This window comes from Chelativorans sp. (assembly GCF_031180965.1).
GTDB lineage: Bacteria > Pseudomonadota > Alphaproteobacteria > Rhizobiales > Rhizobiaceae > Chelativorans.
Window position 1 is genome coordinate 50,943 of the sequence record NZ_JAPSLH010000007.1, and the last position, 25,586, is coordinate 76,528.

Annotated in this window: 31 protein-coding genes; 14 read left to right on the forward strand and 17 right to left on the reverse strand. The window is 64.6% G+C overall.

Annotated elements, in window-relative coordinates:
- Nucleotides 1-57: 57 nt before the first annotated feature.
- Nucleotides 58-1,581 (reverse strand): cysteine--tRNA ligase, encoded by a 1,524-nt coding sequence (cysS, locus tag RIN79_RS07495; RefSeq protein ID WP_309084149.1) that lies wholly within the window; start codon nt 1,579-1,581, stop codon nt 58-60.
- Between the two features lie 292 nt (nt 1,582-1,873).
- Between cysS and RIN79_RS07500 the strand changes: the two genes are divergently transcribed.
- Nucleotides 1,874-2,116 (forward strand): hypothetical protein, encoded by a 243-nt coding sequence (locus RIN79_RS07500; protein ID WP_309084016.1) that lies wholly within the window; start codon nt 1,874-1,876, stop codon nt 2,114-2,116.
- On the opposite strand, the gene RIN79_RS07505 is transcribed toward RIN79_RS07500, so the two are convergent.
- Both RIN79_RS07505 and RIN79_RS07510 read right to left on the reverse strand, forming a co-directional pair.
- Nucleotides 2,090-2,707, reverse strand: coding sequence for a LysE/ArgO family amino acid transporter (locus RIN79_RS07505; RefSeq protein ID WP_309084017.1), 618 nt, complete (start codon nt 2,705-2,707; stop codon nt 2,090-2,092). The genes RIN79_RS07500 and RIN79_RS07505 overlap by 27 nt on opposite strands.
- A 123-nt stretch (nt 2,708-2,830) precedes the next feature.
- Complete coding sequence (locus tag RIN79_RS07510; protein WP_309084018.1) at nt 2,831-3,583, reverse strand: SOS response-associated peptidase; 753 nt, start codon at nt 3,581-3,583, stop codon at nt 2,831-2,833.
- Between the two features lie 78 nt (nt 3,584-3,661).
- On the opposite strand from RIN79_RS07510, the gene RIN79_RS07515 reads away from it, so the two are divergent.
- From RIN79_RS07515 to RIN79_RS07540, 6 genes are all read left to right on the forward strand, one after another.
- The gene (locus RIN79_RS07515; RefSeq protein ID WP_309084019.1) at nt 3,662-4,063 is read left to right on the forward strand and encodes an NUDIX domain-containing protein; all 402 of its coding nucleotides are present in this window, start codon (nt 3,662-3,664) and stop codon (nt 4,061-4,063) included.
- Nucleotides 4,064-4,112: 49 nt separating this feature from the next.
- Nucleotides 4,113-4,484, forward strand: a complete 372-nt coding sequence (locus tag RIN79_RS07520; protein ID WP_309084020.1) for a TIGR02301 family protein — start codon at nt 4,113-4,115, stop codon at nt 4,482-4,484.
- 141 nt (nt 4,485-4,625) lie between these two features.
- Nucleotides 4,626-4,883, forward strand: coding sequence for a hypothetical protein (locus RIN79_RS07525; RefSeq protein ID WP_309084021.1), 258 nt, complete (start codon nt 4,626-4,628; stop codon nt 4,881-4,883).
- Between the two features lie 70 nt (nt 4,884-4,953).
- Complete coding sequence (locus RIN79_RS07530; RefSeq protein WP_309084022.1) at nt 4,954-5,682, forward strand: cytoplasmic protein; 729 nt, start codon at nt 4,954-4,956, stop codon at nt 5,680-5,682.
- Nucleotides 5,683-5,756: 74 nt separating this feature from the next.
- Entirely contained in the window at nt 5,757-6,620 is an 864-nt protein-coding gene (locus tag RIN79_RS07535) for a folate-binding protein YgfZ (RefSeq protein ID WP_309084023.1), read from the forward strand.
- Nucleotides 6,620-7,252 (forward strand): HD family hydrolase, encoded by a 633-nt coding sequence (locus RIN79_RS07540; RefSeq protein ID WP_309084024.1) that lies wholly within the window; start codon nt 6,620-6,622, stop codon nt 7,250-7,252. Before RIN79_RS07535 ends, RIN79_RS07540 begins: the two co-directional genes overlap by 1 nt.
- Before the next feature lie 2 nt (nt 7,253-7,254).
- Here RIN79_RS07540 and RIN79_RS07545 read toward each other — a convergent pair whose 3' ends face one another.
- Together RIN79_RS07545 and RIN79_RS07550 are read right to left on the reverse strand one after the other, a co-directional pair.
- Nucleotides 7,255-8,715 carry a RimK family protein gene (locus tag RIN79_RS07545; protein WP_309084025.1) on the reverse strand — a complete coding sequence of 487 codons (1,461 nt, stop codon included), beginning with the start codon at nt 8,713-8,715 and terminating at the stop codon, nt 7,255-7,257.
- Nucleotides 8,712-9,176 carry a GNAT family N-acetyltransferase gene (locus RIN79_RS07550; protein WP_309084026.1) on the reverse strand — a complete coding sequence of 155 codons (465 nt, stop codon included), beginning with the start codon at nt 9,174-9,176 and terminating at the stop codon, nt 8,712-8,714. Before RIN79_RS07550 ends, RIN79_RS07545 begins: the two co-directional genes overlap by 4 nt.
- A 256-nt stretch (nt 9,177-9,432) precedes the next feature.
- Between RIN79_RS07550 and RIN79_RS07555 the strand changes: the two genes are divergently transcribed.
- The 5 genes from RIN79_RS07555 (at nt 9,433) to RIN79_RS07575 (ending at nt 14,391) form a co-directional block, all read left to right on the forward strand.
- Nucleotides 9,433-10,320, forward strand: a complete 888-nt coding sequence (locus tag RIN79_RS07555) for a mechanosensitive ion channel domain-containing protein (protein WP_309084027.1) — start codon at nt 9,433-9,435, stop codon at nt 10,318-10,320.
- Nucleotides 10,321-10,453: 133 nt separating this feature from the next.
- Nucleotides 10,454-11,689 carry an MFS transporter gene (locus tag RIN79_RS07560; RefSeq protein WP_309084028.1) on the forward strand — a complete coding sequence of 412 codons (1,236 nt, stop codon included), beginning with the start codon at nt 10,454-10,456 and terminating at the stop codon, nt 11,687-11,689.
- Nucleotides 11,690-11,781: 92 nt separating this feature from the next.
- The gene (locus tag RIN79_RS07565) at nt 11,782-12,084 is read left to right on the forward strand and encodes a BrnT family toxin (RefSeq protein ID WP_309084029.1); all 303 of its coding nucleotides are present in this window, start codon (nt 11,782-11,784) and stop codon (nt 12,082-12,084) included.
- Complete coding sequence (locus RIN79_RS07570; RefSeq protein WP_309084030.1) at nt 12,068-12,328, forward strand: BrnA antitoxin family protein; 261 nt, start codon at nt 12,068-12,070, stop codon at nt 12,326-12,328. The genes RIN79_RS07565 and RIN79_RS07570 overlap by 17 nt, the downstream gene beginning before the upstream one ends.
- Before the next feature lie 92 nt (nt 12,329-12,420).
- The gene (locus RIN79_RS07575) at nt 12,421-14,391 is read left to right on the forward strand and encodes a PhoX family phosphatase (protein ID WP_309084031.1); all 1,971 of its coding nucleotides are present in this window, start codon (nt 12,421-12,423) and stop codon (nt 14,389-14,391) included.
- A 186-nt stretch (nt 14,392-14,577) separates the two neighbouring features.
- Here the strand turns inward: RIN79_RS07575 and recO are convergent, their stop codons facing one another.
- From recO to rpoZ, 10 genes are all read right to left on the reverse strand, one after another.
- A complete protein-coding gene (gene recO, locus RIN79_RS07580; RefSeq protein WP_309084032.1) occupies nt 14,578-15,324 on the reverse strand; it encodes a DNA repair protein RecO in 747 nt (248 codons plus the stop codon).
- 56 nt (nt 15,325-15,380) lie between these two features.
- On the reverse strand, nt 15,381-15,809 hold the full coding sequence (locus RIN79_RS07585; RefSeq protein WP_309084033.1) for a type II toxin-antitoxin system VapC family toxin: 429 nt from the start codon (nt 15,807-15,809) through the stop codon (nt 15,381-15,383).
- A complete protein-coding gene (locus RIN79_RS07590) occupies nt 15,809-16,054 on the reverse strand; it encodes a type II toxin-antitoxin system VapB family antitoxin (RefSeq protein WP_309084034.1) in 246 nt (81 codons plus the stop codon). Before RIN79_RS07590 ends, RIN79_RS07585 begins: the two co-directional genes overlap by 1 nt.
- Nucleotides 16,055-16,094: 40 nt before the next feature.
- On the reverse strand, nt 16,095-17,012 hold the full coding sequence (gene era, locus RIN79_RS07595) for a GTPase Era (protein ID WP_309084035.1): 918 nt from the start codon (nt 17,010-17,012) through the stop codon (nt 16,095-16,097).
- Nucleotides 17,009-17,725, reverse strand: coding sequence for a ribonuclease III (gene rnc, locus RIN79_RS07600; RefSeq protein WP_309084036.1), 717 nt, complete (start codon nt 17,723-17,725; stop codon nt 17,009-17,011). The genes era and rnc overlap by 4 nt, the downstream gene beginning before the upstream one ends.
- 11 nt (nt 17,726-17,736) lie before the next feature.
- Nucleotides 17,737-18,486 (reverse strand): signal peptidase I, encoded by a 750-nt coding sequence (lepB, locus tag RIN79_RS07605; RefSeq protein ID WP_309084037.1) that lies wholly within the window; start codon nt 18,484-18,486, stop codon nt 17,737-17,739.
- A gap of 109 nt (nt 18,487-18,595) precedes the next feature.
- A complete protein-coding gene (gene acpS, locus RIN79_RS07610; RefSeq protein ID WP_309084150.1) occupies nt 18,596-18,997 on the reverse strand; it encodes a holo-ACP synthase in 402 nt (133 codons plus the stop codon).
- A gap of 2 nt (nt 18,998-18,999) precedes the next feature.
- Entirely contained in the window at nt 19,000-19,587 is a 588-nt protein-coding gene (locus RIN79_RS07615; RefSeq protein WP_375165889.1) for a DUF2062 domain-containing protein, read from the reverse strand.
- A gap of 151 nt (nt 19,588-19,738) precedes the next feature.
- The gene (locus RIN79_RS07620) at nt 19,739-21,979 is read right to left on the reverse strand and encodes a bifunctional (p)ppGpp synthetase/guanosine-3',5'-bis(diphosphate) 3'-pyrophosphohydrolase (protein WP_309084039.1); all 2,241 of its coding nucleotides are present in this window, start codon (nt 21,977-21,979) and stop codon (nt 19,739-19,741) included.
- Between the two features lie 128 nt (nt 21,980-22,107).
- Nucleotides 22,108-22,503 carry a DNA-directed RNA polymerase subunit omega gene (gene rpoZ, locus RIN79_RS07625; protein ID WP_309084040.1) on the reverse strand — a complete coding sequence of 132 codons (396 nt, stop codon included), beginning with the start codon at nt 22,501-22,503 and terminating at the stop codon, nt 22,108-22,110.
- 253 nt (nt 22,504-22,756) lie between these two features.
- On the opposite strand from rpoZ, the gene RIN79_RS07630 reads away from it, so the two are divergent.
- Together RIN79_RS07630 and RIN79_RS07635 are read left to right on the forward strand one after the other, a co-directional pair.
- On the forward strand, nt 22,757-23,341 hold the full coding sequence (locus RIN79_RS07630) for an NYN domain-containing protein (protein ID WP_309084041.1): 585 nt from the start codon (nt 22,757-22,759) through the stop codon (nt 23,339-23,341).
- Nucleotides 23,338-24,009, forward strand: a complete 672-nt coding sequence (locus tag RIN79_RS07635; RefSeq protein ID WP_309084042.1) for a uracil-DNA glycosylase — start codon at nt 23,338-23,340, stop codon at nt 24,007-24,009. Before RIN79_RS07630 ends, RIN79_RS07635 begins: the two co-directional genes overlap by 4 nt.
- Before the next feature lie 103 nt (nt 24,010-24,112).
- Here the strand turns inward: RIN79_RS07635 and smpB are convergent, their stop codons facing one another.
- Both smpB and dapA read right to left on the reverse strand, forming a co-directional pair.
- On the reverse strand, nt 24,113-24,586 hold the full coding sequence (gene smpB, locus RIN79_RS07640) for an SsrA-binding protein SmpB (RefSeq protein ID WP_309084043.1): 474 nt from the start codon (nt 24,584-24,586) through the stop codon (nt 24,113-24,115).
- A 27-nt stretch (nt 24,587-24,613) separates the two neighbouring features.
- Nucleotides 24,614-25,495 (reverse strand): 4-hydroxy-tetrahydrodipicolinate synthase, encoded by an 882-nt coding sequence (gene dapA / locus RIN79_RS07645; protein ID WP_309084044.1) that lies wholly within the window; start codon nt 25,493-25,495, stop codon nt 24,614-24,616.
- Between the last annotated feature and the right edge of the window lie 91 nt (nt 25,496-25,586).

Genomic DNA, 25,586 nt, shown 5'->3' on the forward strand with positions numbered 1-25,586 from the left:
AGCCCGGCAGCGGTGACGATGTGGCGGCAGGGCAGAGGGGGGTGAATAGCGAAGGGATCATCGCTTCACCTCCCACCTCGTCCGGCGCTCACTGGTCTGCGGGTCCTTGTAGTCCATAAGCTGGATGCCCTGCGCGGAAAGCTCCTCGCGGATGCGGTCGGCTTCGGCGAAGTTCTTGTCGCGCAGGTATCCGAGCCTGGCGGCAAGCTGCGCCTCCACCGCAGCCTCGTCGACGGCGGCGCCGGCGGCCTTGCCGGAAAACCACTCGTCCCCAGTCTTCCGCAAAAGTCCCAGAAGAGCCCCGGCCGCCTTCAGGCTCGCCCTTGCCTCCTCGCTTCCCTTGGCCGCCTGGCCGCGCAATTCGTGCATGGCCAAGATGGCACCCGTCGTGTTGAGGTCGTCCAGCAGGGCACTAAGCGCCCCGCCGCCGGTTTCGCCCCCCGGTCGGGCATCGCCCACGGCGCGGTACCAGCCGTCGAGCACGGCCTCGGCCTCTTCCAGCTTGCGCAGCGAGAAGTCGAGCGGCTCGCGGTAATGCGTCATGAGGATGGCGAGCCGCAGCACTTCCCCGGGCCATTTGCGGCCGCCGAAACTCTCCGTCTCCAGCAAGTCGTGGATCGTGACGAAATTGCCCTCCGACTTGGCCATCTTGCGGCCTTCCACCTGCACGAAGCCGTTGTGCATCCAGTATTTCGCCATCATGGGCGTGCCATGGGCGCAGCGCGACTGGGCGATCTCGTTCTCGTGGTGCGGGAAGATGAGGTCGAGCCCGCCGCCATGGATGTCGAAAACCTCGCCCAGATAGGCCGCCGACATGGCCGAGCACTCGATATGCCAGCCGGGGCGGCCGCGTATCGCAAGCTCCTCCCCGTCAACGGTGAAGGTCGCTTCCCAGCCGGGCTCCTCGGCGGAGGATGCCTTCCACAGCACGAAGTCTCCCGGGTTCCGCTTGTGCGGGTCGACGGCCACGCGCGCGCCGGCCTGCTGGTCCTCCAGGCGGCGCTTGGACAGCATGCCGTAATCCGGCATGGAGGCGGTGTCGAAGAGGATTTCTCCCGCTGAGTTCGCCGAACGGGCGCCCGATGCTGGCGCCGCATAGGCGTGGCCGCGGTCAATGAGGCGCTGGATCAGCGTCAGCATGTCCGTCTTCCCGTCCGCGCGCGGCAGCACGAATTCGGTCGCGCGCGGCTCACGGGTGGGGGGCAGGCAGCCGAGGGCCGCCACGTCGGCATGGAATTGATCGGCCGTGCGCTCCGTCACCCGCCGGATCGCGTCGTTGAGCGAGAGCCTGCCTGCGGAAATCTCCGCCCCGAAATCGCGCAGCGCCCGTGCGTTGATCTTGTCATCCACGTCGGTGATGTTGCGCACATAGGTGACGCGGTCTTCGCCATACAGATGACGGAGCAGACGGAAGAGCACGTCGAAAACGATCACCGGCCGCGCATTGCCGATATGGGCGAAGTCGTAGACCGTCGGTCCGCAGACATACATGCGTACATGCGCCGGATCGAGCGGGACAAAATCCTCCTCGCGACGCGTGAGCGTGTTGTAGAGCCTCAGCCCCTTGTACCCGTCGGACATGCCCGATCCATCCTTGCGAACAGCCATGCGGATGCTCCGGCCTGCTGGCCTGGGCGTTTTTCGTATCGGGAAGGAGGAGGCGAAAACGACCGGACCAGCGGAGAGCGCTAGCCGATAATGCAGATGTCGATAATGGCGGTGAGCGTTTTCATCGCCCGTCTTATCGCCTCCGCCGCCGGTTCCGTCAAGCACCGAGTGAGCGCCCCTGTGTTCGACGCGCCACACCCCGTGAACGAAGTGTTAAGCTCGCGCTCGCAATCTGCTGGAGGGACTAGGCGCGCGTGCCGGAGACATGATTTCGTCGGAATCGATGAGCATTTGCGCGTCAGCAACGCACACCCAGGCAAAAACCATGGCATCACAAACCGCCACCCAGGACCGACCGCAGCACAAGGAAAAAGGGGCTGGCAAGGCTGAACTCGTGCGGGAATACCGGCAAGTCGGCCCCGCCGCGATCAACGCCGCGCTCCAGTGCCGGCCGAAGGCCAAGAAGGATGAGCCGAAGCGCTCATACGAGCCGCGCGACGAGAGCTAAGCCGAGGGCGGCCATTACAAGGCCGATGATCGTGTCGAGCACGCGCCACGCCTCGGGCCGGGCAAAGATCGGCTCCAGTAGGCGCGCGCCATAGCCCAGCCCGAAGAACCAAGCGAAGGAAGCGCTGATCGCGCCGGCGGCGAAGCTTACGCGCGCCGCTCCCGCATAGGCTCCCGACAGCGAGCCGACCAGCAGCACCGTGTCGAGATAGACATGCGGGTTGAGGAAGGTGAAGGCGAGGCAAGCCGCCACCGCCGCCCGAAGGCTCGACCCACCGCCGCGCGCCGCATGCAGCGCGTCCGGGCGCAGCGCGCGGCGGAAGGCAGAGATCGCATAGGCAAACAGAAAGAGCGCGCCGCCGAGCGTGACGGCCGCGATGAGGATGGGCGAGCGGGAGACGAGCGTGCCCAATCCTGCCACGCCGGCGGCAATCAGCAGCGCGTCGGAAAACGCGCAGATCAGGCAGAGCACGAAGACGTGCTGCCGCAGGAGCCCCTGGCGCAGTATGAACGCGTTCTGCGCGCCGATGGCCACGATCAGCGAGCCGCCGAGAAGAAGGCCTGAGAGGAAAGAAGGGTATAGAGCGTCCATGATCGGCCCATTGCCTCACGGCCGTTATAGGCGCAACAGGATTGTCCGCCTAAGCTTCAGACAGATCTGAGCCTTTCGGCTGCGTTCCCCTGGCTGCCAGAGCGCATATACGGCAGGTGATTCCTAGAACAGGCTCAGCTGCGCTGCTGACTTGCTTGCTTCCGCCTGCTCTTCCGCGGCCATCACTTCCACCCTCTCCTGCAGGTCCGGCCCCATATTGGCCACGCTGTTGACCCTGTTGGATACGGGGACGGCCTCGAAGAAGCCGGGTTCGACGGGCCCAAGCAGATCGGCCACCTCGCGCGGCTCGTAATTCACGCAATCGAGCCAGCGCGCGAAGTGCTCGGGCCGGATGATCACCGGCATGCGCGGGTGGATGGATGTGAGATCGGCGCTGGCCCCGGTGGTAACGATCGCGCCCGTGTCGATCTCGCTGCCACCGGGCTCCGACCATGTCTCCATCAGGCCGGCGAAGGCGACGAGGCCGCCATTCCTGGGGCGCACCCAATAGGGCTGAGCCCGCCCGCTGCCCGAGCGCCGCCACTCATAGAAGCCCGAAGCCGGAACGAGCGTGCGGCGGTGGCGCATCGCGGCGCGGAAGGCGGCTTTCTCGTACGCGCTCTCCCCGCGCGCATTGATGAGAAGCGGCATGTCCTTGGGGCTCTTCGCCCAGGAGGGCAAAAGGCCCCAGCGCACCAGCAGCGCGTGGCGGTTGGGCAGATTGGATCCTTCGGGATGTCGTAAGCCGCCGACGATCATCATGATCGGCTGGGTCGGCGCGATGTTGAAGCGTGCGGGAAACTCGGCAATTTCGAGAAGCTCGAAGAAAGCCCTTACTTCCTCCGGCGTCGCGTTCAGCGCAAAACGTCCGCACATCGCTTCGACCTGCCATATCCATGCGCCATTGTGGCCGCAAGACGCCATAAGGTAATGATCACGACCGGGTATGTAACGATGGATCAGAGCGATATCCACGCCGTTTCGGTGGCCGTGCTGGCGCATGGGCGCTTTTTGCTTGTCCGGCGCGGGCGCGCCCCGTCGCGGGGTCTTTTCGCCTTCCCGGGCGGGCGCGTCGAGCCGGGCGAGAATGCGGAGGCTGCCGCGCGCCGCGAGCTGTTCGAGGAGACGGGGCTTTGCGCCGGAAAAATGGCGGTGCTCCGCGAATTGATCATCGAAGGGGATGCCGGCCGGCGCTACCGACTGGAGGTCTTCCGGGCTCTGGAGGTGGAAGGCGTCCTCAGTGCGGGAGACGACGCGGACCATGCCGGCTGGTACACGCTGGAGGAAATGCGTAGCCTGCCCATCACCGCAAGCACGCTTGCCGTCGCGGAAAGCATCGCCGCCGTGCCATCCTAGCGGCGAATTTGCCTTGCATCAGCATTTTGGTCCCCTCACAAGGTTTCGCATGAAATCACGTGCACGACTCCGCGGCATCCTCCTCGTCATGGCGCTATCCCTCGCGCCGGCCGGGGCCCAGGAAGCACCCTACGACGCGCAGCTCACCCGGCTCGCCGAGGTGCTGGGCTCGGTGCATTTCCTCCGCGGCCTCTGCGGCGAGGCCGACGGCGTCTGGCGCGCGCAGATGGAAGCGCTGCTCAAGGCCGAAGCGCCGTCGGAGGAGCGTCGGGCCAGGCTCGTGGCGGCCTTCAATCATGGCTACCGCTCATTCGCGGCCGTCTATACGAGCTGCACTGATCAGGCGGTGCGGGCGATCGACCGCTATATGAAGGAGGGCGAGAAGCTGACAAGCGAGATCGCGCTCCGCTACGGGAACTGAGGCCGAAGGTTAATCCGCCGTTAACCATCAGGGACGGGTGTCTCCGTCCCGCCGCATTTTTCCTGCTACCCCTAGTCGCGGGACAAATGGGACGCGGCGTTGGCTTCGAAGCGGCGCTCGCGGGAAACGGGTGAGTGATCCATGCAGATGACCGTCGCCGATCTCGACGCGATGATCGAGGAAGAAAAACGTTCGACCTGCGCCGAGTGCCACAGCGCCGCCTGGGCGGAAGGGCTTCTAGCGGGAATAGAGCCGGAGATCATCGCCGAGGCGGCGCTGACGACGGCCCTGACGGAGCTGGGAAAGAATGGAAACGAGGAGCGGCTGATGGCCCTGCTCAAGACCATGCGCGACCGGGTCCTGGCGGGAGACTTCTTCCCCGACCGCACCTGCCATTGAGCTTCCCGCGCGCTTTGGCTATCTCTCTGGCGGATTCCGGCGGCAACGCCGCCCAAGAGATGAGCCCCGAATGCCGACTGCTGCTCCTGCCCCGCTCCCGAGACTGCGCCTGATCGCCCCGGCGCTGGTCCTTGCGGCCCTTGTGGGATTTGCCGTGGATGCGCAGGCGCTGAGCGACAAGCTGCCGCAACATGTTCCGGGCCAGGGGACAGAGGCGGCTCCGGGCGAAGAGACCGGCGAGACCCCCCTGCCCGATGCTCCGGACCCTTCAGTTTCCGAGGACATCGAGGAGACCGACGAGACACGGCCCGATACGAGGCCGGGCCAGCCCCTTCCCGAAGTGATCTATGATGTCAGCCGGCTGCCTGAACCGGTGCAGCGCATGCGCCGGCTGATCATAGAAGCCTGCCGCAGCGGCGATATCGAAAGGCTGCGGCCGCTGATCGGCACCGGGGAGGAAGCGACGCAGCTTACCCTTGGCGATCCTCCGCAGGACCCAATCCAGTTGCTGCGCGAGATCTCCGGCGACGAGAAGGGCCAGGAAATCCTCGCCATCCTGCTCGAAGTGATGGAAGCAGGCTTCGTGCGGCTCAATGCCGGCACGGAGCAGGAGCACTATGTCTGGCCCTATTTCTTCGCCATCCCCCTTGAGGAGCTGACGGATCCGCAGCGCGTCGAGCTCTTCACCATCGTCACGGCCGGCGACTACGAGGAGATGAAGAATTTCGGCGCCTACATCTTCTACCGTTCGGCCATCACCCCGGAAGGGCAGTGGCTCTTTTTCGTCGCCGGGGACTGAACACCCCTGACCTTGCCGCTCCCCAAGAAGGCGCTTACCTAGGCGGGAGAGCGTAGAGACCGGATCAGGCCGCCATGCCCACCCTTCAGCTCCCCGACCGCGCCATCCTGCTTGCCGCCGGGCCGGATGCCGAAACCCTTTTGCAGAACGTCATCACGCCCGACCTTTCCGCCCTCGCGGAAGGCGAGGCCAGGCCCGGCGCCCTGCTCACTCCGCAGGGCAAGATCCTCTATGACTTCCTCATCTCGCGCGCGGGCGAACAAGCGTTTCGCCTTGACTGCCGGCGCGACGTGGCAGCGGATTTCCTGAAGCGCCTTATGCTCTACCGGCTCAGGGCCAAGGTCGAGCTTTCCGTTCAGGACCAACAGCTTGTTGCCGTTGAGTGGGAAGCTGATTCAACCGCTTCAGAAAGTGATTCAAGCGCGGTCACCGACCGCCGTTTCCCCGACGCGCTGAAGGTGATCCGCCGCTATGGCGCAACCATTCAGCAGCCGGCGGACGCGGCTGCCTGGGATCGCCTGCGCAGCGCGCATGGCGTGCCCGAAAGCGGCAGCGACTATGCGCTGGGCGATGCCTTCCCGCATGAGATCCTGTTCGACCAGAATGGCGGGGTGGGGCTGAAAAAGGGCTGCTATGTGGGACAGGAGGTGGTCTCGCGCATGCATCACCGCGGCACCGCCCGCCGGCGGCTGGTGATCGTGCGCGGAGAAAGCGCCCTGCCCGCCCAGGGGACGGAGGTGACGGCGGACGGCCGCGCCATCGGAGCGCTCGGCACGGTTTCCGGGCGGGATGGGCTCGCCATTCTGCGCATCGACCGGGCCGCCGAGGCGATGGAGGCAGGCATTCCGGTGCTCGCCGGCGTCGTTCCCCTCGCCATCCGCCCTCCCGCCTATGCGAAATTCCCGATCTCGCCAGGCGGCCAGGCGGAGACCGCCTGATGGGAGAGGAGAGCGCCGCGGCGGCACGCGCCTGGCAGCGCATGCTTTCCGGCCGCAGGCTCGACCTCCTCGACCCCTCGCCGCTCGACATCGAGATTGCCGACATCGCCCATGGCCTTGCCCGCGTCGCCCGCTGGAACGGGCAGACCAAGGGCGATCACGCCTTCTCCGTCGCCCAGCATTCGCTCCTAGTGGAGCACATCTTCCGCAGGCTCAACGAGGATGCGCCCGCCGACTGGCTGCTCGCTGCTCTGCTGCACGATGCGCCCGAATATGTCATCGGCGACATGATCTCGCCTTTCAAGGCGACGCTCGGCCAGGACTACAAGGCCGTGGAGAAGCGGCTTCTGCACGCGATCCACCTGCGCTTCGGCCTGCCGGCGCAGATTCCGGCGAAGCTTGTCGCCGAGATCAAGCGGGCCGACCGCATCGCCGCCTATTTCGAAGCGACGGAGCTTGCCGGCTTCGGCCACGGCGAAGCCTTCCGGTTCTTCGGCCGTCCGCGCGGTTTTTCCGCCGACGCGCTTGAACTTGCGCCGCAGCCGGCCTCGCGTGCGCAAAAAACCTATCTGGCGCGATTTGCGGCAATCGAGAAGATGCGCGCCCTACCCTCCTCCTTGCGGGAAGGGTAGCGCTACTTCCCCTGCCGCTCCAGCCGGTCGATGAACCACTGGGTGAGCCGCACCCAGACCTGGTCCTTCTCGCCGGAATCCTCGCAGCCATGGTTGAGGTTTGGGTTGTCGTTGACCTCGATCACATGGATGCCGTCGGGCGTCTCCTTGAGGTCGACGCCGTAAAGCCCGTCGCCGATGCAGCGGGCCGCCTTCACGGCCACCTCGATCACCTCGCGCGGCGTCTCCAAAAGCGTGAAGCTGCGGAAGCCGCCCTCGTCGGGCTTGCCGCGCCGCTCGTGATTCACGATCTGCCAATGCTTCTTGGCCATCAGATACTGCACGGAAAAGAGGGGCTCGCCGCCCAAGACGCCGATGCGCCAGTCGAACTCGGTGGGCAGAAACTTCTGCGCGATGAGAAGGTCAGTATCCTCCAGCCACTTCGTGGCGAGCTCCTTGAGCTCGGCTAGGTTGCCAGCCTTCTTCACGCCCCGCGAGAAGGCGCTGTCGGGAATTTTCAGAACCAACGGAAAGCCCAGCGTGTCCGCCGCGGCCTGCAGGTCGCCGGGCCCGCTGATCATCATGGTAGGCGGGACCGGCACGCGGTTGAAGAGCATCAACTCGTTCAGATAGACCTTGTTGGTGCAGCGGATCATCGACAGCGGGTCGTCGATCACCGGCATGCCTTCCTGCTGCGCCCGGCGGGCGAAGCGGTAGGTGTGATTGGAGATCGACGTGGTCTCGCGGATGAACAGCGCGTCGTAATTGGCTAGCTTCGGCAGGTCCTTCTTGGTGATCGGCTCCACCTCCACGCCCATTTTTTCGGCGATGCGCGACCAGTATTTGAGCGAGCCGATTGTGGAGGGCGGCAACACTTCCTGCGGGTCGACCAGCGTGGCGAAGGCATAGCGGGACTGCGTGCGTGCCCTGGTGTCCCGCCATTGGCGGTTCGTATAGGTGTCGAGGCTCGCCAGGAACCTCTCCTTCTCGTCCTTCTTCATGCGGGCGAGCGGCAGGAAGGCGATCTTCCTGATCGTGGCCCATTCGCCGTCTTCTATCGCCACTTCCAGTGCCGGGGCGCGGAACCAGTCGAAGAGCAGCCGCGCAAAGCGGTCCCACGCCTTTGTCGGGCCGATGCCGAAGAAGATGGGGACCATGGGCGGGAAGCTTCCGCCCAGTTCCTTCCGGCAGCGGTTGAGCGCCTGTTCCAGTTCCGGCAGGGCGTTCTCATAGAGCTTGCGGCCGGAGAGGTCGATCATCGTCTCCACCGACGGGATCACCTTGTGGCCGCGCGAGCTTGCCAGGAGCGAGGCATAGTAGCCGCGGCTCTGATAGGCGTAGCTGTTCGACAGGTTGATGATCTTCGGCCGCTGGCCGCGGAACAGCCCCGGATGGGCGAGATAATCGCGGCTGGTGATGATCTTGTGTGGCGTGGCGACCTGGTCGAGATCGTTCTGCCTGCCGGTGAGTATGACCCAGCTCATTGCCTCTCGGTGTCCCCCAGATGCTTTTCGAAACGCAGCGCGGCGGCGCCGTCCTCGTAGTAGGTATCCCTGCGCCCGAAATTGCGGTAGCCGGCGCGCCGATAGAGCTCGATGGCGCGCGCGTTCTCCTCGCGCACCTCGAGCCGGATTGCGGCGCGGCCGCGCGTAATCGCCTCTTTTTCAACGGCTGCGAGCAGGGCGCGCCCGACGCCGGAGGAGCCATGTCCGTCCGCTACCGCTATGGAATAGAGCCGCGCCGGCCGGCTGCCCTTTCGATATAGCGAAAGCGCGTATCCCGCGACGGCCCCGTTGCGCTCGGCGACCAGAAGCAAGGCAGTCTTGCTGCCGATATGGTTGCGAAACGCACGGCGGGAAATACGGTCCGAACCGAAAACGCTGTTCTCGATCGAAACCAGCGTATCGATATCGGAAGCGCGAGCCGGACGAATGTCGGCATCCATGGATGTGCGGATCACCTCAACCAGGGCCGCGAGTCATACCATCACCTCGGGACACTTCCAGCCGAAAATGGTCCCGCGGCGCGCTATGCACGCGCATTTGACTCCTTGCGCTAAGAGCCTCAATCGCGGCTGAATTGCGGCGCGGGCAACGCGCAGGCGCTATTTCCATTTCCGCCTGCGGATATCTCGCCCGAGGCGTCGCTTCGGCACCCTCTTATGCTCTATGTATTGGCCTTTGCAGGACGAGGCGCTTCTCATGGAAATCGATACTGCGCAGGTGATGACGACGGCCGAGGCGATCTGGCTTCAGGTGAGCCAATACGCGGTCGCCTACGCCCTTTCCGCCGTCGGCGCGGTGATCCTGATCCTCGTCGGCCTGGTCGTCGCCGGCACGCTCGAGCGCTGGACGAGAGCGGGGCTGGGCCGCTTCCCCTCCTTCGACGAAACGCTGCGGCGGTTTCTTTCGAAGATCGTCCGGTATGCCGTGCTCATCCTCGTGGGCGTCACCGTGCTTGCTCAATTCGGCGTGCAGACGGCGAGCATCATCGCCGCGCTGGGAGCGGTGGGCCTTGCGATCGGCCTGGCACTCCAGGGAACGCTGCAGAACATCGCCGCCGGAATCATGCTGCTTGCGCTGAAGCCGTTCCGTGTCGGCGAATACATTGACGCCGGCGGTATCGCCGGCACCGTCGAGGAGATCGGCCTCTTCGCCACCGAGCTCCAAACCGCCGACGGGATCTATGTGATGGCGCCGAACAGCGAGCTGTGGAACAAGCCCGTCACCAACTATTCGCGCAACGCGCTGCGCCGCAACGATATCGCCATCGGCATCGGCTACAACGACAATATCGATCTGGCGCAAAAGCTCATGATCGAGCTGGCACAGGCGGATCAGCGGGTCGTCCCCGTTCCGGCTCCCGAAACATTCGTCGCCGCGCTCGGCGACAGCGCCGTGATGGTGACGCTGCGCTATTGGACGGCAACAAGCGACTATTGGCACGCCCGTTTCGACCTCACCAAAGCCGCCAAGCAGGCTTTCGACGAGAACGGCATTTCCATTCCCTTCCCGCAGCGCCATGTGCATTTCATTCAGGAAAACCCGCCGCCCCCCGCGGACGCGCGGCGGGCCTCGGCAGGCGGCTAGGCGCCGCCGAACTTGCGCCGAAGAGGGGCTCTGATCCATCAACATTATTGAACCGGCGAGGCTCTTCAATTCATTTGAATCAATGATGCCTTCGGCTAGGATCGGCACAAAATATTCTTCTGAGGGCATCGTCATGGCCGCCGTGGTTCCTGCGCGCTCAACCCCCACCTTTCCCTGGCTGATCGTCATCTGCGGCTGCCTGATCGCCGCGCTTACCTTCGGCCCCCGCTCGGCCATGGGCTTTTTCCAGCTTCCCATGCTCGAGGAGAAAGGCTGGGACCGCACCACTTTCGGCCTCGCTATGGCTATCCAGAACCTGCTGTGGGGCATGGGCCAGCCGATCTTCGGGGCGATCGGCGACCGGTTCGGCACCTGGCGCGTTCTCGCCGCCTCCGGCGTGCTCTACGCGCTGGGCCTCTTCCTCATGGCCACCGCGGACAGCCCGACGATGCTGCATATCGGCGGGGGCGTGCTCGTGGGCCTTGGCGTCGCGGCGGGCTCCTTCGGCATCGTGCTTGCCGCCTTCGCGCGCAACATCCCGGCGGAAAAGCGCAGCATGGTCTTCGGCATCGGCACGGCGGCCGGATCGGCGGGCATGTTCCTCTTCGCGCCGATCAGCCAAGGCATGATCGACGCCTTCGGCTGGTCGGACACGCTCGTCTATATGAGCATCGCCATGCTCGTCATTCCGGTGCTGGCGATCCCGCTTGCCGGCAACGCGTCGAGCGGCACGATCCGCCAGGTCGAGTTCGAGCAGACCTTCGGCGCTGCCCTTCGCGAGGCCTTCGCCCACCGCAGCTTCGTGCTGCTTGTCTCGGGCTTCTTCGTGTGCGGCTTCCAGGTGGCCTTCATCACGGCGCATTTCCCGGCCTATCTCGGCGATATCGGCATCGACGCCCGCTATGCGGTAATCGCGCTTGCGCTGATCGGCTTCTTCAACATCATTGGCTCGCTCGCCTCGGGCTTTATCGGCCAGCGCTATCCCAAGCCCGCCTTCCTCGCCCTCATCTATCTAGCCCGCTCCGTTCTCGTTACGGCTTTCCTGCTCTTGCCGCAAACACCTGTCACCGTTGTCGTCTTCGCCATCATCATGGGCCTCCTGTGGCTCTCCACAGTGCCGCCGACCAATGCGCTGGTGGCGATCATGTTCGGCACGCGTTATCTCGGCATGCTCGGCGGGATCGTCTTCTTCTCGCACCAGATCGGCTCGTTTCTCGGCGTCTGGCTCGGCGGGTATCTCTATGACCAGTTCGGCTCCTATGATCCGGTCTGGTGGCTGGGCGTGGCGCTCGGCATCTTTGCCGCCATCGTGCACTGGCCGATCCAGGAGAAGCCCGTGGACCGGGCCGCGCTGGCGCCGGCGGAATGAATGGAGTGTGCCGGGGCGGCCGCACCCCCGCCTGTTGTTTCGCACGCAGGTGACATGCAGCTCGATTTGTATATTTTGGTTATATACACTAGATGATCGATTGGTCGCAGATCAACGGTTTTGACTGGGATGCAGGCAATAGCCGGAAAAGCGCCGAAAAGCATGAAGTGAGCCAAACCGAAGCGGAGCAGATATTCTTGAACGAGCCGCTCCTGGTGGCCTATGACCAGAGCCACAGCGCAATGGAGGCGAGGTTTCATGCGCTCGGCCGTACTGATGAAGGTCGCCGGCTGCACGTCACTTTCACCTTGCGCGGCGATGGGACGATGATCCGCGTTATCTCTGCCCGCGATATGAGTCGCAAGGAGCGAGCCCATTATGAGCAAGAAGCTTAAACCTTCGTTCCAGGGCGAAGCCGAAGAGCGGAAATTCTGGGAGGCGCACGATTCGACCGACTATGTAGATTGGAACAAGGCAGAGCGCGTGCGCCTTCCCAATCTCAAGCCCTCGTCCGTTTCAATCTCGCTGCGCCTGCCGGTGTCCTTGCTGGAACGCATCAAGGTCGCCGCCAACAAGCGCGACATGCCGTATCAGTCGCTTATCAAGGCCTGGCTTGCTGAAAAGCTCGATAGGCAGTGAGCGAAATTCCGCACGGTCAAAATCCTGTCATCTGACTGCAACACGCGTTTGCTTTAGCCTCCTGGAAAACCACACCGACCCAGGAGGCAGGTATGAACACGACGGTCGACCCGAAAGCGGTCAAGACGCTGACCGAGATCCGCGAAGAACGCGAGGATGTCGGCCGCAATGTCAGCCCCAACCCGACCATGGGCGACATCATCCACCGGCGCTATTCCCGCCGCGGCTTCCTGGGCGGCTCGCTCGCCGTGGCCGCCATCGGCGCGACGGTGAGCCCGATGGCGCTCCTCGCCGCGAGCGAGGCGAAGGCGCAGGGCGCCGCCTCGCGGTTCAACTTCACCGAAGTGGAAGCCGGCGTCGACGAGACCCACCACATCGCGGAAGGCTATGATGCGCAGATCTTCCTGCGCTGGGGCGACAAGGTGTTCGCCGACGCGCCGGACTTCGACCCGGCGAACCAGACCGCCGCGGCGCAGGCGCGGCAGTTCGGATACAACAACGACTATGTCGGTTTCATCCCGCTCGAGGGTGCCAGCGACCGCGGGCTCCTGGTGGTCAACCACGAATATACCAGCGCTGAGCTGATGTTCCCCGGCTTCGCCAGGGTCGAGGGCGACGAGGTGGTCGCCGGTGAGCACACGAAGGAGCTGGTGGATATCGAAATGGCGGCCCATGGCGGCACGGTAATCGAAATCCGCAGGGTGGACGGACGCTGGCAGGCCGTGCTCGACAGCCAGTACAACCGGCGCATCACGGCCGAGACGGAGATGGTGCTGGCCGGACCCGTCGCCGGCCATGACCGGGTGAAGACCAATGCCGATCCTTCCGGCACCAAGGTCTTCGGCACCATCAACAATTGCGCCGGCGGCGTTACGCCCTGGGGCACCTATCTGATGGCGGAGGAAAACTTCCACGGCTATTTCATGGGCGAGCTGCCGTCCGGCCACAGGGAGGCTGCGAATTACGAGCGTTACGGCGTGCCCGCTGGCGAATATGCCTGGGGCCGCTTCCACGACCGGTTCGACGTGTCCAAGGAGCCGAACGAGGCTAACCGCTTCGGCTGGGTGGTCGAGGTGGATCCGCTCGACCCCAACTCCGTGCCCAAGAAGCGCACGACGCTCGGCCGTGCGAAGCATGAGGGGGCTGAGAGCATCGTCAACAAGGACGGCCGCGTCGTATTCTACTGCGGCGACGACGAGCGCTTCGACTACGTGTACAAGTTCGTGACCGCCGGCACCTACAACGAGCAGGATCGTGCGGCGAATATGGACCTGCTCGACGAGGGCACGCTCTACGTCGCCCGCTTCGACGAGGACGGTACGATGGAATGGCTGCCGCTCGTGCATGGCCAGGGCCCGCTGACGGCCGAAAACGGCTTCGAGAGCCAGGCCGACGTGCTCATCGAGACGCGGCGCGCGGCTGATCTCCTCGGCGCCACCAAGATGGACCGCCCGGAGGACGTGCAGCCCAACCCGGCGACCGGTAAGGTCTATGTGATGCTCACCAACAACACCCGGCGCACGGCCGATCAGGTGGATGCGGCCAATCCGCGGGCGGAGAACGCTTTCGGCCACATCATCGAGATCACCGAGACGGATGGGGACTTCGCCTCCACCAAGTCGAGTTGGGGGGTCCTCCTGAAGTGCGGCGACCCGTCGATCGCCGAGGTGGGCGCGAGCTTCTCCCCGTCCACCACCCGCAACGGCTGGTTCGCGATGCCGGACAATTGCGCCATCGATGCGGACGGGCGGCTGTGGATCTCGACTGACGGCAACAACCAGGAAGTCACCGGCCGCGCGGACGGCCTGTGGGCGGTCGATACCGAGGGCGAGGCGCGCGGCACCTCAAAACTTTTCTTCCGCGTGCCAGTGGGCGCTGAGATGTGCGGCCCCTATTTCACGCCGGACGGCGAGACGCTGTTCCTGGCCGTACAGCATCCGGGCGACGAGGGGCTCGCCACCTATGAGACGCCTGCCACGCGCTGGCCTGACTTCGACGAGAAGCTGCCGGTGCGCCCGGCCGTCGTGGTCGTCACCAAGCAGGGCGGCGGCAAGATCGCCTGACCGGCGTCACCTCGTGAGTCAGTGCGGGGCCTTGCGGCCCCGCACTTCTTTGTGTCGGTCGGCGAGACGGTTTCGCGCAGGACGCAGGACAGCTTTACGCCCATTCGCGCGCCCCTCTGGCAACGTAGAGAACCACCCTTCAAAGAGTGGTTCAGTTAGCTCTTCGCTCTCGCTCCGCGCTGTGGCTCACGCCGCATCCTCACCGGCAGCCACGCTCCGCGCCAAAGCGGCCAAAAATCCCGCCCGCGCCTCGGGCGCGTCCATCCCGCGCGGCTCATAGACATGGCGACCGAGGAAGAAGCCGGTAAGGGTGAAGGCCTGCGCGAGCGCCGAGTGGTCGCACCAGGCCTCGCCGCCTGTCCGCAGGAATGCGGGCAGCGGCAGGAGCTTGTCCGCCCAGGGGGCGCCGGCCTCGCGCGTCACCGCCCTGCCCGTCTTGGGCGAGACATAAGCCAGGCCCTCGCGGCTGCCCGTCAGCGCGCAATGCGCAAGATCAAGCCCGAAGCCCAGCTCTTCCAGCACCGCCAGTTCGAAGCGCGCAACCAGCATCCCGGCGGCAGGCGCGTCGTCAAGATGCGCGGCGATCACGCCCAGAGCCTCGAAGAGTCCCGGATGCGGGTCGCGCTCCGGCAGAAGCCGAAGATGCGCCGCCAGGGTCTGGATGCCGTATATGCCGACGGCCGAACCGAGCAGACGCGCCGCATTGAGCTCCAGCGGCTCCACCTGATAGATGCCCAGATGCTCGTCGAGCCGAGCGCGCCAGGTGAGTTCCACCCGGTTGCCCGGCTGGAGCACCGGCTGCAGGCGCTTGCTCCGCCCGCCGCGCACAAGGCCGAGATGCCGGCCATGCGCCGCCGTCATCGTCTCCAGGATGACGCTGGTCTCGCCATGCCGTCTCGTGCCGAGGATGATGCCTTCGTCGCGCCATTCCATGGCACGGTTCTCCTCTCCTCACCGGAGGAATTCAAGCCCTATCTCGGGCCGGCCGATTAAGCCCGCTCGATGTCCGTATGCAAAAAGTCGTTGCCCTTGAAGAGCAGCGGCAGCCGGTGTGCCCTCGCGCAGGCATAGGCAAAACAGTCGCCGAGATTGAGTTTTGCGGGATGACCTGCACCGCGCCCGTACCGCTTATATGCGGCAATCGCATCGCGCCCGATTTCGCCGGTGATGGGTATTTCTCTCGCGCCGATGGAGAAAAAGAAGGCCTCCACGGCTTTTTCGGCGCCCTCTATCAACCGGGGATCAATCGGCTGGCCGGCTCTGCCCATCAGCTTGTGCGCAAGACCGATAACCGCTTCATAGCCTGACAACGGCGAATAGGACACACCCTGCTGGGCTGCAGACGCCTTGGCGAGCAGATGTTCAGCATCCTCCTCATCTCCAAGTATGGCGATGATGGCGGACGCGTCGAGGAACATCAAACGTCGCCCCACATCTCGTCGAAGAACTCCTTCAGGTCGACGTCCTCGTCATAGGGACCCAAGGTCTTTACCGCCTCCTGGATCCGCCGCACCCGCTCGCGGAGCGGCACAGTCTCGCGCACCCGCTCAAGTTCATGCTTGAGGGCGGCTCGCACTGCTTCGGTCTTGTTGGGCGCGTTGGTCATCCGCTGCACCTGGCGGGCAAGCGCGTCCACCTCCTCGTCGCGAATGTAGAGAGCCATGATCTGCTCCAGCCGTATATCCCGTGCGAAATATACAGCTCTAACCGGGGAACTCCAATCCCATTTCGCGGTAGCGCTCGGGATCGTCGCTCCAGTTCTCGCGCACCTTCACGAAGAGGAACAGATGCACCTTCTGCTCCAGTATCTGAGCCACTTCCTCGCGCGCGGCCTTGCCGATGTCGCGGATGGTCGCGCCCTTGTGCCCGAGCACGATCTTCTTCTGGCTCTCGCGCTCGACATAGATCACCTGCTCGATGCGCACCGACCCGTCCTTCTTCTCCTCCCATTTCTCCGTCTCCACATGGGCGGAATAAGGAAGCTCCTGGTGCAGGCGCAGATAGATCTTCTCGCGCGTGACCTCCGCCGCGAGTTGGCGCATGGGTAGGTCGGAGATCTGGTCCTCGGGATAAAACCAGGGGCCCTCCGGCAGCGCTTCGGCCAGATAGTCGAGCAGGTCCGCGCAGCCGTCGCCTGTCAGGGCGGAGATCATGAAGGTCCGCTCGAAGCTTATGCGCTCGTTAGCCTCGGCGGCCAGCACGAGAAGGTTTTCCCGCTTGATGCGGTCGACCTTGTTGAGGATCATGATTTTTGGCTGCCGCACCTCGCCGAGATTGTCGAGGATCGCCTCGGCATCGCCCCTGATGCCCCGCTCCGCATCGATGAGAAGGGCCACGATATCGGCGTCCTTGGCCCCGCCCCAGGCGGTGGTCACCATGGCGCGGTCGAGCCGCCGGCGCGGCTTGAAGATGCCGGGCGTATCGACGAACACGATCTGACACCTGCCATGCGTGGCGATGCCGCGGATCAGCGCCCGCGTCGTCTGCACCTTGTGCGTGACGATCGAGACCTTGGCGCCGACGAGCCGGTTGAGCAGCGTCGACTTGCCGGCATTCGGCGCGCCGATCAGCGCGACGAAACCGGAGCGGGTTTCCGGCGGGATCTCGTCGGCCGCGCTCATGGCAGGGTTTCCAGCGGTTTCCATACAGCCTCGCGCAGCAGAACCTCCGTCGCGGCGGCCTGTTCCGCCTCGCGCTTGGAGCGGCCGCTGCCGCGCCCTTCCCTGACGCCGGCAATGCGCACCACCACCGTAAAGACCGGGTCGTGGTCGGGCCCCTCGCGGCTCTCGATGATGTAGTCGGGCATGGTGCCGGAAACCTGATGCGCCCATTCCTGCAAGGCCGTCTTCGGATCAGGCCGCGCAGCACCCTCGGCATTCGACCGCGTGGCCCAGTGGCTGCGGATGAAGTGCCGCGCTCCCTCCAGTCCGTCCTGCAGATAGATGACGGCGATTAGCGCCTCCAGCACGTCGGCGCGCATATTGACCCGCTTGCGCGCAGCGAGCGCGCGAAGGTCGCTGCCCGTCCGGATGAAGACGTCGAGCCCGAGTTCCTCGGTGATCTGCGCGAGCGTCTCTGCATTCACGAGCGCGTTGAGCCGCCGCGAAAGCTCCCCTTCAGGCGCATCGGGAAATGACTGGTAGACCATCTCGGCCACGACCAGGCCGAGCACCCGATCACCCAGGAATTCGAGGCGCTGGTAGTCGCCCCACCTGCTGCGCGCGCTCGAATGGGTGAGCGCCCGGTCGAGCAGGTGGGCATCGCGGAAGGCGACGCCGATGCGCTCCTTCACGGCAGCGGCGAGTTCCTCGCCTTTCGGGCGCTTCTGCGCCATCGCCCCCGCCGTCAATCGACCCAGTTGAATATGCGCGAGGGGCGCATCTCGCCCGGCCATCTCCAGATTTCCAGAGGGCTCGCCCCGCCCGCTATGGAGAAGAAGATGATGTTCGCGCGGCCGACCAGGTGGTCGTCCGGCACATAGCCGACCGAGAACCGGCTGTCCGTGGAGTTGTCCCGGTTGTCACCCATCATGAAATAATGGCCCTCGGGCACCACGAACTCGCGCGTGTTGTCGCCGATCGAATTTGAAGAGATGTCGAGCGTTTCATAGGACACGCCGTTGGGCAGCGTCTCGCGGTAGACGTCCACGGGCCGCGCCATCTCCGTGATGTCCGGATCGTCGATCTGGCCGATCCTCTCGCGCGGAACGGGCTGGCCGTTGAGATAGAGCTGGCCGTCACGCATCTGCACGCGGTCGCCAGGCAGGCCGATCACGCGCTTGATGTAGTCGAGCGAGGGGTCGGGCGGGAACTTGAAAACGACGACATCGCCGCGCTCGGGAGGCGCCGCCCAGATGCGGCCGGAAAAGAGCGGCGGCGAGAACGGAAAGGAATAGCGCGAATAGCCGTAGGCCCACTTGGTGACGAAGAGATAGTCGCCTTCGAGCAGCGTCGGGCGCATGGAGCCGGACGGGATAGAGAAGGGCTGAAATAGGAAGGTCCTGATCACCAGCGCGAGAAGCAGCGCCTGCACGACGACGCTGATGGTCTCGCCCAGCCCGCCGGATTTCTTCTGAGATTTATCGACCACGCTCATTTCGCCCTCGGTTCGGCCGCCTGGCAGCGCGACCGCTTTTCGCGTTTCGTCTTATCGGCTCAAGCCGCCCTCGGCAATGCGCCCGCGGCGCGCATGCGCAGCTTCTTTGCTATGGTCCAGGCACGGCTTCGATGACGACGAAGGCCTGCGCCAGCGGATAGTCGTCGGTGATCGTGAGATGGACGACAGGTCGGTGGCCTGCCGGCGTCAAGGATGCGAGCCGTTCGGCCGCGCCTCCGGTGAGATGCATGGTTGGCTTGCCGCCCGGCAGGTTCACCACCCCCATATCGCGCCAGAAGACGCCGCGCGCAAGGCCCGTGCCGAGCGCCTTGGAGCAGGCCTCCTTGGCCGCGAAGCGCTTGGCATAGGATGCCGCGCGCTGCCGGCGGCGGTCGGACTTGGCCCGCTCGACCTCGGTGAAGACGCGCCTCGTGAAGCGCTCGCCGTGGCGGTCCAGCACTGCTTCGATGCGCCTGATGTCGATGAGATCGCTGCCGAGGCCGATGATCATGCTCAACCCGCAATTGCCCGGTTCTGTTTTTCCGCCGCCGCCTGCCGGCGCGCCCGCTCCGCAATGCGCTTGCGGCGCTGCTCGTGGAAGACGACCACGGCCCATCGCGTCACCGCGTAGAAGATGAGCGCTGCGCCCAGGCCGAGCGGCAGGGAGCCCACGGCCATGGGCTTCAGTAGCGGCTGCCACAGCTTTTCGAACTCCAGATGCCAGAGCATGTGTCCGATGTCCCTCGGGCCGATGCTGCTCGGATGCTCGCCACGGAGGATGAACTTGCCAATCTCGAGCGTGGCGCCCCAGATGAAGGGGAAGGTCAGCGGGTTGCCGACAAAGGTGCCCATGGCAGAGGCGACGAGATTCCCGCCGATAATCCAGGCCAACGCCGCCGCGATGATGAAGTGAAATCCGACAAACGGCGTGAAGGAGGCGAAAACGCCTGCCGCGATGCCCGCAGCGATGGCGTGCGGCGTTGCGCTCAGTCGCAGGGCGCGCTTCACGATGTAAAGGACGGAGCGTCGCAAGGAGCGCGGCCAGAACATCGTCCTAAGCCGCTCCTGCAAAGGCTCCTTTTTCCGGCGCTTGAAAAGCATCCTGTCCTATCGCACCTCGCGCCGCCGCCTCGGCGGCCCTTCCTGGCAAACGCGCCCGGCGGAATGGATATTGTGATCCGCCCGCCGGAGTCCCGCAGCGGAAAGGATGTGGCGATAAGCCCTCGCAGAGGCGGAAGTGAGGCGCATCCGGCTAGCCATTGACACGCTGCGCATCGCTCACGCAACTCGTCTCCTTGAGCTTGGAGACCAGCCGGTTCAGGTGCTTCAGATCCCATACCTGGAGATCGAAGGTCATCTGCGTGAAATCCGGTGCGGTATGGCTCATGGACAGCGTGTGGATGTTCGCGTCATTCGCGGCGATGACCTGCGCGATGGTGGCGAGCGAGCCCGGCTCGTTGATGGCGGTCACCGAAATGCGTGCGGGAAACCGCTCCTTCATGTTCTCGTCGATGTCCCAGCGCACGTCGATCCAGCGCTCCGGCTGGTCGTCGAAGGCGGTCAGCGACGGCGACTGGATGGGATAGATGGTGATGCCCGAGCCGGGGGTGAGGATGCCGACGATGCGGTCGCCAGGCACCGCGCCTTCCGGCGCGAAGCGCACGGGCAGGTCGCCTGAAACGCCGCGGATAGGCAGCGCCCCGTTCTGCTCGGCGGCGGCTTCCTTGCCCTTTTCCTTGCGGCCGCGGCGGCCTGGTATCTGGAACAGCATGCCGGCCGCGTTGCGCAGGTTGAACCAGCCCTCCTCCCGGTTCTTGGCCTGATGCTGCGTCACACGCTCGTCCTTGTGGTCGGGGAACACGGCGCGCACGACGTCCTGCGAGGTGAGCTCGCCGCGGCCGACCGCCGCCAGCACATCCTCCACATCCTTGCGCGCCAGCCGGTGCAGGACGGGCTTCAGGGCGTCCTTGCTGAAGGCCTTGCCGGCGCGCTCGAAGGCGCGCTCCAGGATGCGCGTGCCGAGGCCCGAATATTGCTTGCGGATGGCGTTCTTCGTGGCGCGACGAATGGCCGAACGCGCCTTGCCGGTGACCACGACCGATTCCCAGGCCGCCGGCGGCACCTGCGCCTTGGAGCGGATGATCTCCACCTCATCGCCGTTCTTCAGTTCCGTCATCAGCGGCATGATGCGGCCGTTGACCTTGGCTCCGACGCAGGTGTCGCCGATATCGGTGTGGACGGCATAGGCGAAATCGATGGGCGTGGCGCCGCGCGGCAGCGCGATCAGCCTGCCCTTGGGGGTGAAGCAGAACACCTGGTCCTGGAACAGCTCAAGCTTGGTGTTCTCCAGAAACTCTTCCGGGTTATCACCCTCCGATAGCTGCTCGATCGTGTGCCTCAGCCAGGCATAGGCATTGGTGTCCTTGGAGATCTGGTGCCCGGCTCCGTTCGGCTTGGAGCCGAAATCCTTGTAGAGCGAATGGGCGGCTACGCCGTACTCGGCGATCGTGTCCATTTCCCGCGTTCGGATCTGCAGCTCCACCCGCTGGCGCGAAGGGCCGACGATGGTGGTGTGGATCGAGCGGTAATCGTTCTGCTTGGGCGTCGAGATGTAGTCCTTGAAGCGGCCGGGCACCATGGACCAGGCGGTATGGATCGCGCCCAATGCCCGGTAGCAGTCCTCGACCGTGTCGACGATCACGCGGAAGCCGAAAATGTCGGAAAGCTGCTCGAAGGACAGCGCCTTGGCCTCCATCTTGCGGAACACGGACCACGGCTTCTTCTGGCGGCTCTTCACCGTCGCCTTGATCGCGTATTTGTCGAACAGACGCGCCAGCGCCTGCTCGATCTCGCCGATCACGCCCCGGTTGCGCTCCAGAAGATCCGCCAGCCGCTCCGTCACGGCGTGGTAGGCCTCGGGATTGGTATAGCGGAATGCGAGCTCCTCGAGCTCCTCGCGCATGTCCTGCATGCCCATGCGCCCGGCAAGCGGCGCATAGATCTCCATCGTCTCCTCGGCGATGCGCAGGCGCTTGGCCACGGGCACGTGGTCGAGCGTGCGCATATTGTGCAGTCGGTCGGCCAGCTTGACGAGGAGAACGCGCACGTCCTCGGAAATGGCCAGCAGGAGCTTGCGCAGATTTTCGGCCTGCTCGGCCTTGGAGGAGACGAGGTCGAGCTTTTTCAGCTTGGTCAGCCCCTCGACGAGACTGCCGATCTCCGGCCCGAACAGTTCGTCGATCTCGTCGCGGGTGGCCGTCGTGTCCTCGATCGTGTCGTGCAAAAGCGCCACCGTGATCGTCGCTTCGTCGAGATGCATGTCGGTGAGGATGGCCGCCACTTCCAGCGGATGGGAGAAATAAGGGTCGCCCGAGGCGCGCTTCTGGTGCCCATGCTTCTGCATCGCATAGACATAGGCCTTGTTCAGGAGCCCCTCGTTGACGTCAGGCTTGTAGCGCTGCACACGCTCGACAAGCTCGTACTGACGCATCATGGACGGCTTCTCCTCAGCGCCTCAACGCAAAACATGCGCCGCATCGGTCATGCGGCGCATGCAAATTCTGCCTGAAAAGGATTAGCCCCTGCTTAGCGCCGCGAAACGACGGCAAGGGGCGGAGGCGGTCAAAAGTCGTCGTTCTTCTCCGGCGGAACCAGCCCCTCGATCCCGGCGAGCAGGTCTTCCTCGCTCATGCGGTCGAAGGCCACCGCTTCTTCCTGGACCAGCTCGGTCTCGCGAGCATCCTCGGACTGGCCGCCGATGGCCGGCAGATCCGCCTCGGGCTCGTCCACCTCCACATGCTTCTGCAGGGAATGGATCAGCGCCTCCTTGAGGTCGCCGGGCGACAGCGTCTCGTCGGCGATCTCGCGCAGCGCCACGACGGGATTCTTGTCGTTGTCGCGATCGATGGTGATCTGCTCGCCTTGGGAGATCTGGCGCGCGCGATGGCTGGCCAGAAGCACCAGCTCAAAGCGGTTCTCGACCTTGTCGATGCAGTCTTCAACGGTTACGCGGGCCATGTGCCGCCCCTTTCATTCACAAAATTTCCGGAAACTGCGGGGTAGATATCCCTTCCGCGCCCGAAACACAAGCACAACGCGCGCGCATGACAGAATGCGCGGCACGCCGGGCCGGCTGCGGATTTTTTTCCTCTTTCAATTTAATCGGCATTGGCACGAAAACAAGTCCGCACTATGTCAGCAGTTTAAACGGCCGCGCGTTGAACTCGGCTAAGCGGCCCAAGGCAGCATTGCCACGAAGGATAGTTTGAGCATGTTTGATCCCCGCGAAAAGATCGCCATGTTTATCGATGGCGCCAATCTTTATGCGACCTCGCGATCCCTCGGCTTCGACATCGATTACAGGAAGCTTCTGGCCAGTTTCAACAAACGTGCCTATCTCCTGCGCGCCTATTACTATACCGCCCTCGTCGAAGACCAGGAATATTCTTCCATTCGCCCGCTGATCGACTGGCTCGATTATAACGGGTACAAGGTGGTCACCAAGCCCGCCAAGGAGTTCACGGACTCCACCGGCCGCCGTAAGATCAAGGGCAATATGGATATCGAACTCGCCATCGACGCGCTGGAGCTCGTCGACGTCGTCGACCACTATGTGATCTTCTCCGGCGATGGCGACTTCCGCACCTTGGTGGAAGCCCTGCAGCGCAAGGGCCGCAAGGTGAGTATCGTTTCGACGATCCAGTCGCAGCCGCCGATGATCTCGGACGAGCTGCGCCGCCAAGCCGACCACTTCATCGACCTTGCCTCGCTGCAGGCCGAGATCGGACGCGATCCCAGCGAACGACCGGTGCGACGGACCGAGCCGGTCGCCGCCGAGGCCAACGAGACCGAATGAGCCTCCTTGCCCGGGGCGCCGAGCCCCCTCGGGATTGCCCCCTCTGCCCCCGCCTCTACGCCTTCATCGCCGGCTGGCGCATGCGCGAGCCGGACTGGTTCAACGCGCCGGTGCCCACCTTCCTGCCGGCAGGCGGCGAAGCGGCGGCGCGCGTGCTGATCGTCGGCCTTGCGCCGGGGCTGCGGGGCGCCAACCGGACGGGGCGGCCCTTCACCGGCGACTATGCCGGCACGCTCCTCTACGAGACGCTGATCCGCTTCGGCTTCGCCCGCGGCCGCTTCGAGGCACGGCCGGACGACGGCCTGGAACTGGTGGATGCGGCGATCACCAATGCCGTGCGCTGCGTGCCGCCCGAGAACAAGCCCGAGACGACCGAGATCAGGACTTGCCGCGAGCATTTCCTGGTGCCGACGGTGGCGCGATTTCCCAACCTCAAGGCGATCGTGACGCTCGGCAAGATCGCCCACGATTCCACCGTCCGCTCTCTTGGCCTGCCGCTGCGCGCAATCCCCTTCATCCATGGAGCGGAGGGGGAGGCCGGGCCCTTGCGCGTCTTCTCCAGCTATCACTGCTCCCGCTACAACACGAATACCGGCGTCCTGACCGAAGAGATGTTCGTGGACGTGTTTCGCAGGGTACGGGAATATCTGGGGGGAGTAGGAGAGTAGCGCAACAAGTTCGAGGTTTTGTCGGGTTGCCCAGACGATTCGCCAACAAATGGGCGGGTGGGCCATCCTCGCTCCCCTACTCCCTTACTGCCCTATCTCCTAGCTACCCCCTATCCTTCAGCAGCCGCGCCTGCTCCCTCGCCCAGTCACGCTGTTTCACTGTCTCCCGCTTGTCGTGCAGCTTCTTGCCGCGCGCGAGCGCCAGCTGGAGCTTGGCCATGCCGCGCTCGTTGAAATAAAGTTTCAGCGGCACCATGGTCATGCCCTCGCGGTCCACCCCCTGGGCAAGGCGGGCGAGCTCCTTCTTCGAGACCAGGAGTTTCCGGCGACGGCGCGGCTCGTGGTTGAAGCGGTTGCCCTGCAGATATTCCGGCACATAGGAGTTGATGAGCCACAGCTCGCCGCCCTCCACGGAGGCATAGGATTCCTGGATGTTCGCCTGCCCCTCGCGCAGCGATTTCACCTCCGTGCCCGTCAGCACGAGGCCGGCTTCCAGCGTATCGAGGACCTCATAGGCGAAGCGCGCCTTGCGGTTGTCGGCGACGGTCTTGATACTGGGGTTCTTGTCCTTGGCCATGCGGGGAGAAATGCGCGCGAAAGCGCGTCAGTTCAAGAGCCCGGCATGCTTCATGGCGGCGTCGATCTGTTCGGCGGTCGATTGCTCCACGGTCACCAGAGGCGAGCGCAGCACATTCTCCAGCCGGCCGAGCCGCGACAGGGCGTATTTGGCGCCGGCCGGATTGGGCTCGATGAACAGCGCCTTGTGCAGCGGCAGCAGCCGGTCCTGCAATTCCAGCGCGCGCGCCCGGTCGCCGGAAAGCGAGGCAGCCTGGAATTCCGCGCAAAGCCGCGGCGCCACATTGGCGGTCACGGAGATGCAGCCCACCCCGCCATGGGCGTTGAAGCCGAGCGCGGTGGCATCCTCGCCGGAAAGCTGGATGAAGTCGGCCCCGCAGGCGGCCCGCTGCTCCGAGACCCTGTCCAGCTTGGCCGTGGCATCCTTCACGCCCACGATGTTCCTGAATTCGGCGGCAAGCCGGCCCATCGTCTCCGGCAGCATGTCGATCACCGACCGCGGCGGGATGTTGTAGATCAGGATCGGCAGGCTGGTCGACCGCGCGATCGCCGCGAAATGCTCGTAGAGCCCACGCTGGTTCGGCTTGTTGTAGTAGGGCGTGACCACCAGCAGCGCATCGGCCCCAACCTTCTCCGCATGCTCGGCAAAGCCGATCGCCTCGCGCGTCGAGTTGGAGCCGGCGCCGGCGATCACCGGAACGCGCTTTGCCGCCGCCTCAACGCAGAGCCGCACCACCTCCTGGTGCTCCTCGTGGGAAAGCGTCGGCGACTCGCCGGTCGTCCCCACTGGCACGAGACCGTTCGAGCCCTCGGCGATCTGCCATTCGACCAGCGCGCTGAATGCTTTTTCATCCAGGCTTCCATCCTGACGAAACGGCGTCACGAGCGCTGTGATGGACCCCCTGAACATGCTGATCTCCGATCTCCTCTTGAGGCCTGCACTTGCAAGTGCAGGCCATCCGCGCGCTTCTAGCCGATCGCGGACGGCCGCACCATAGGCT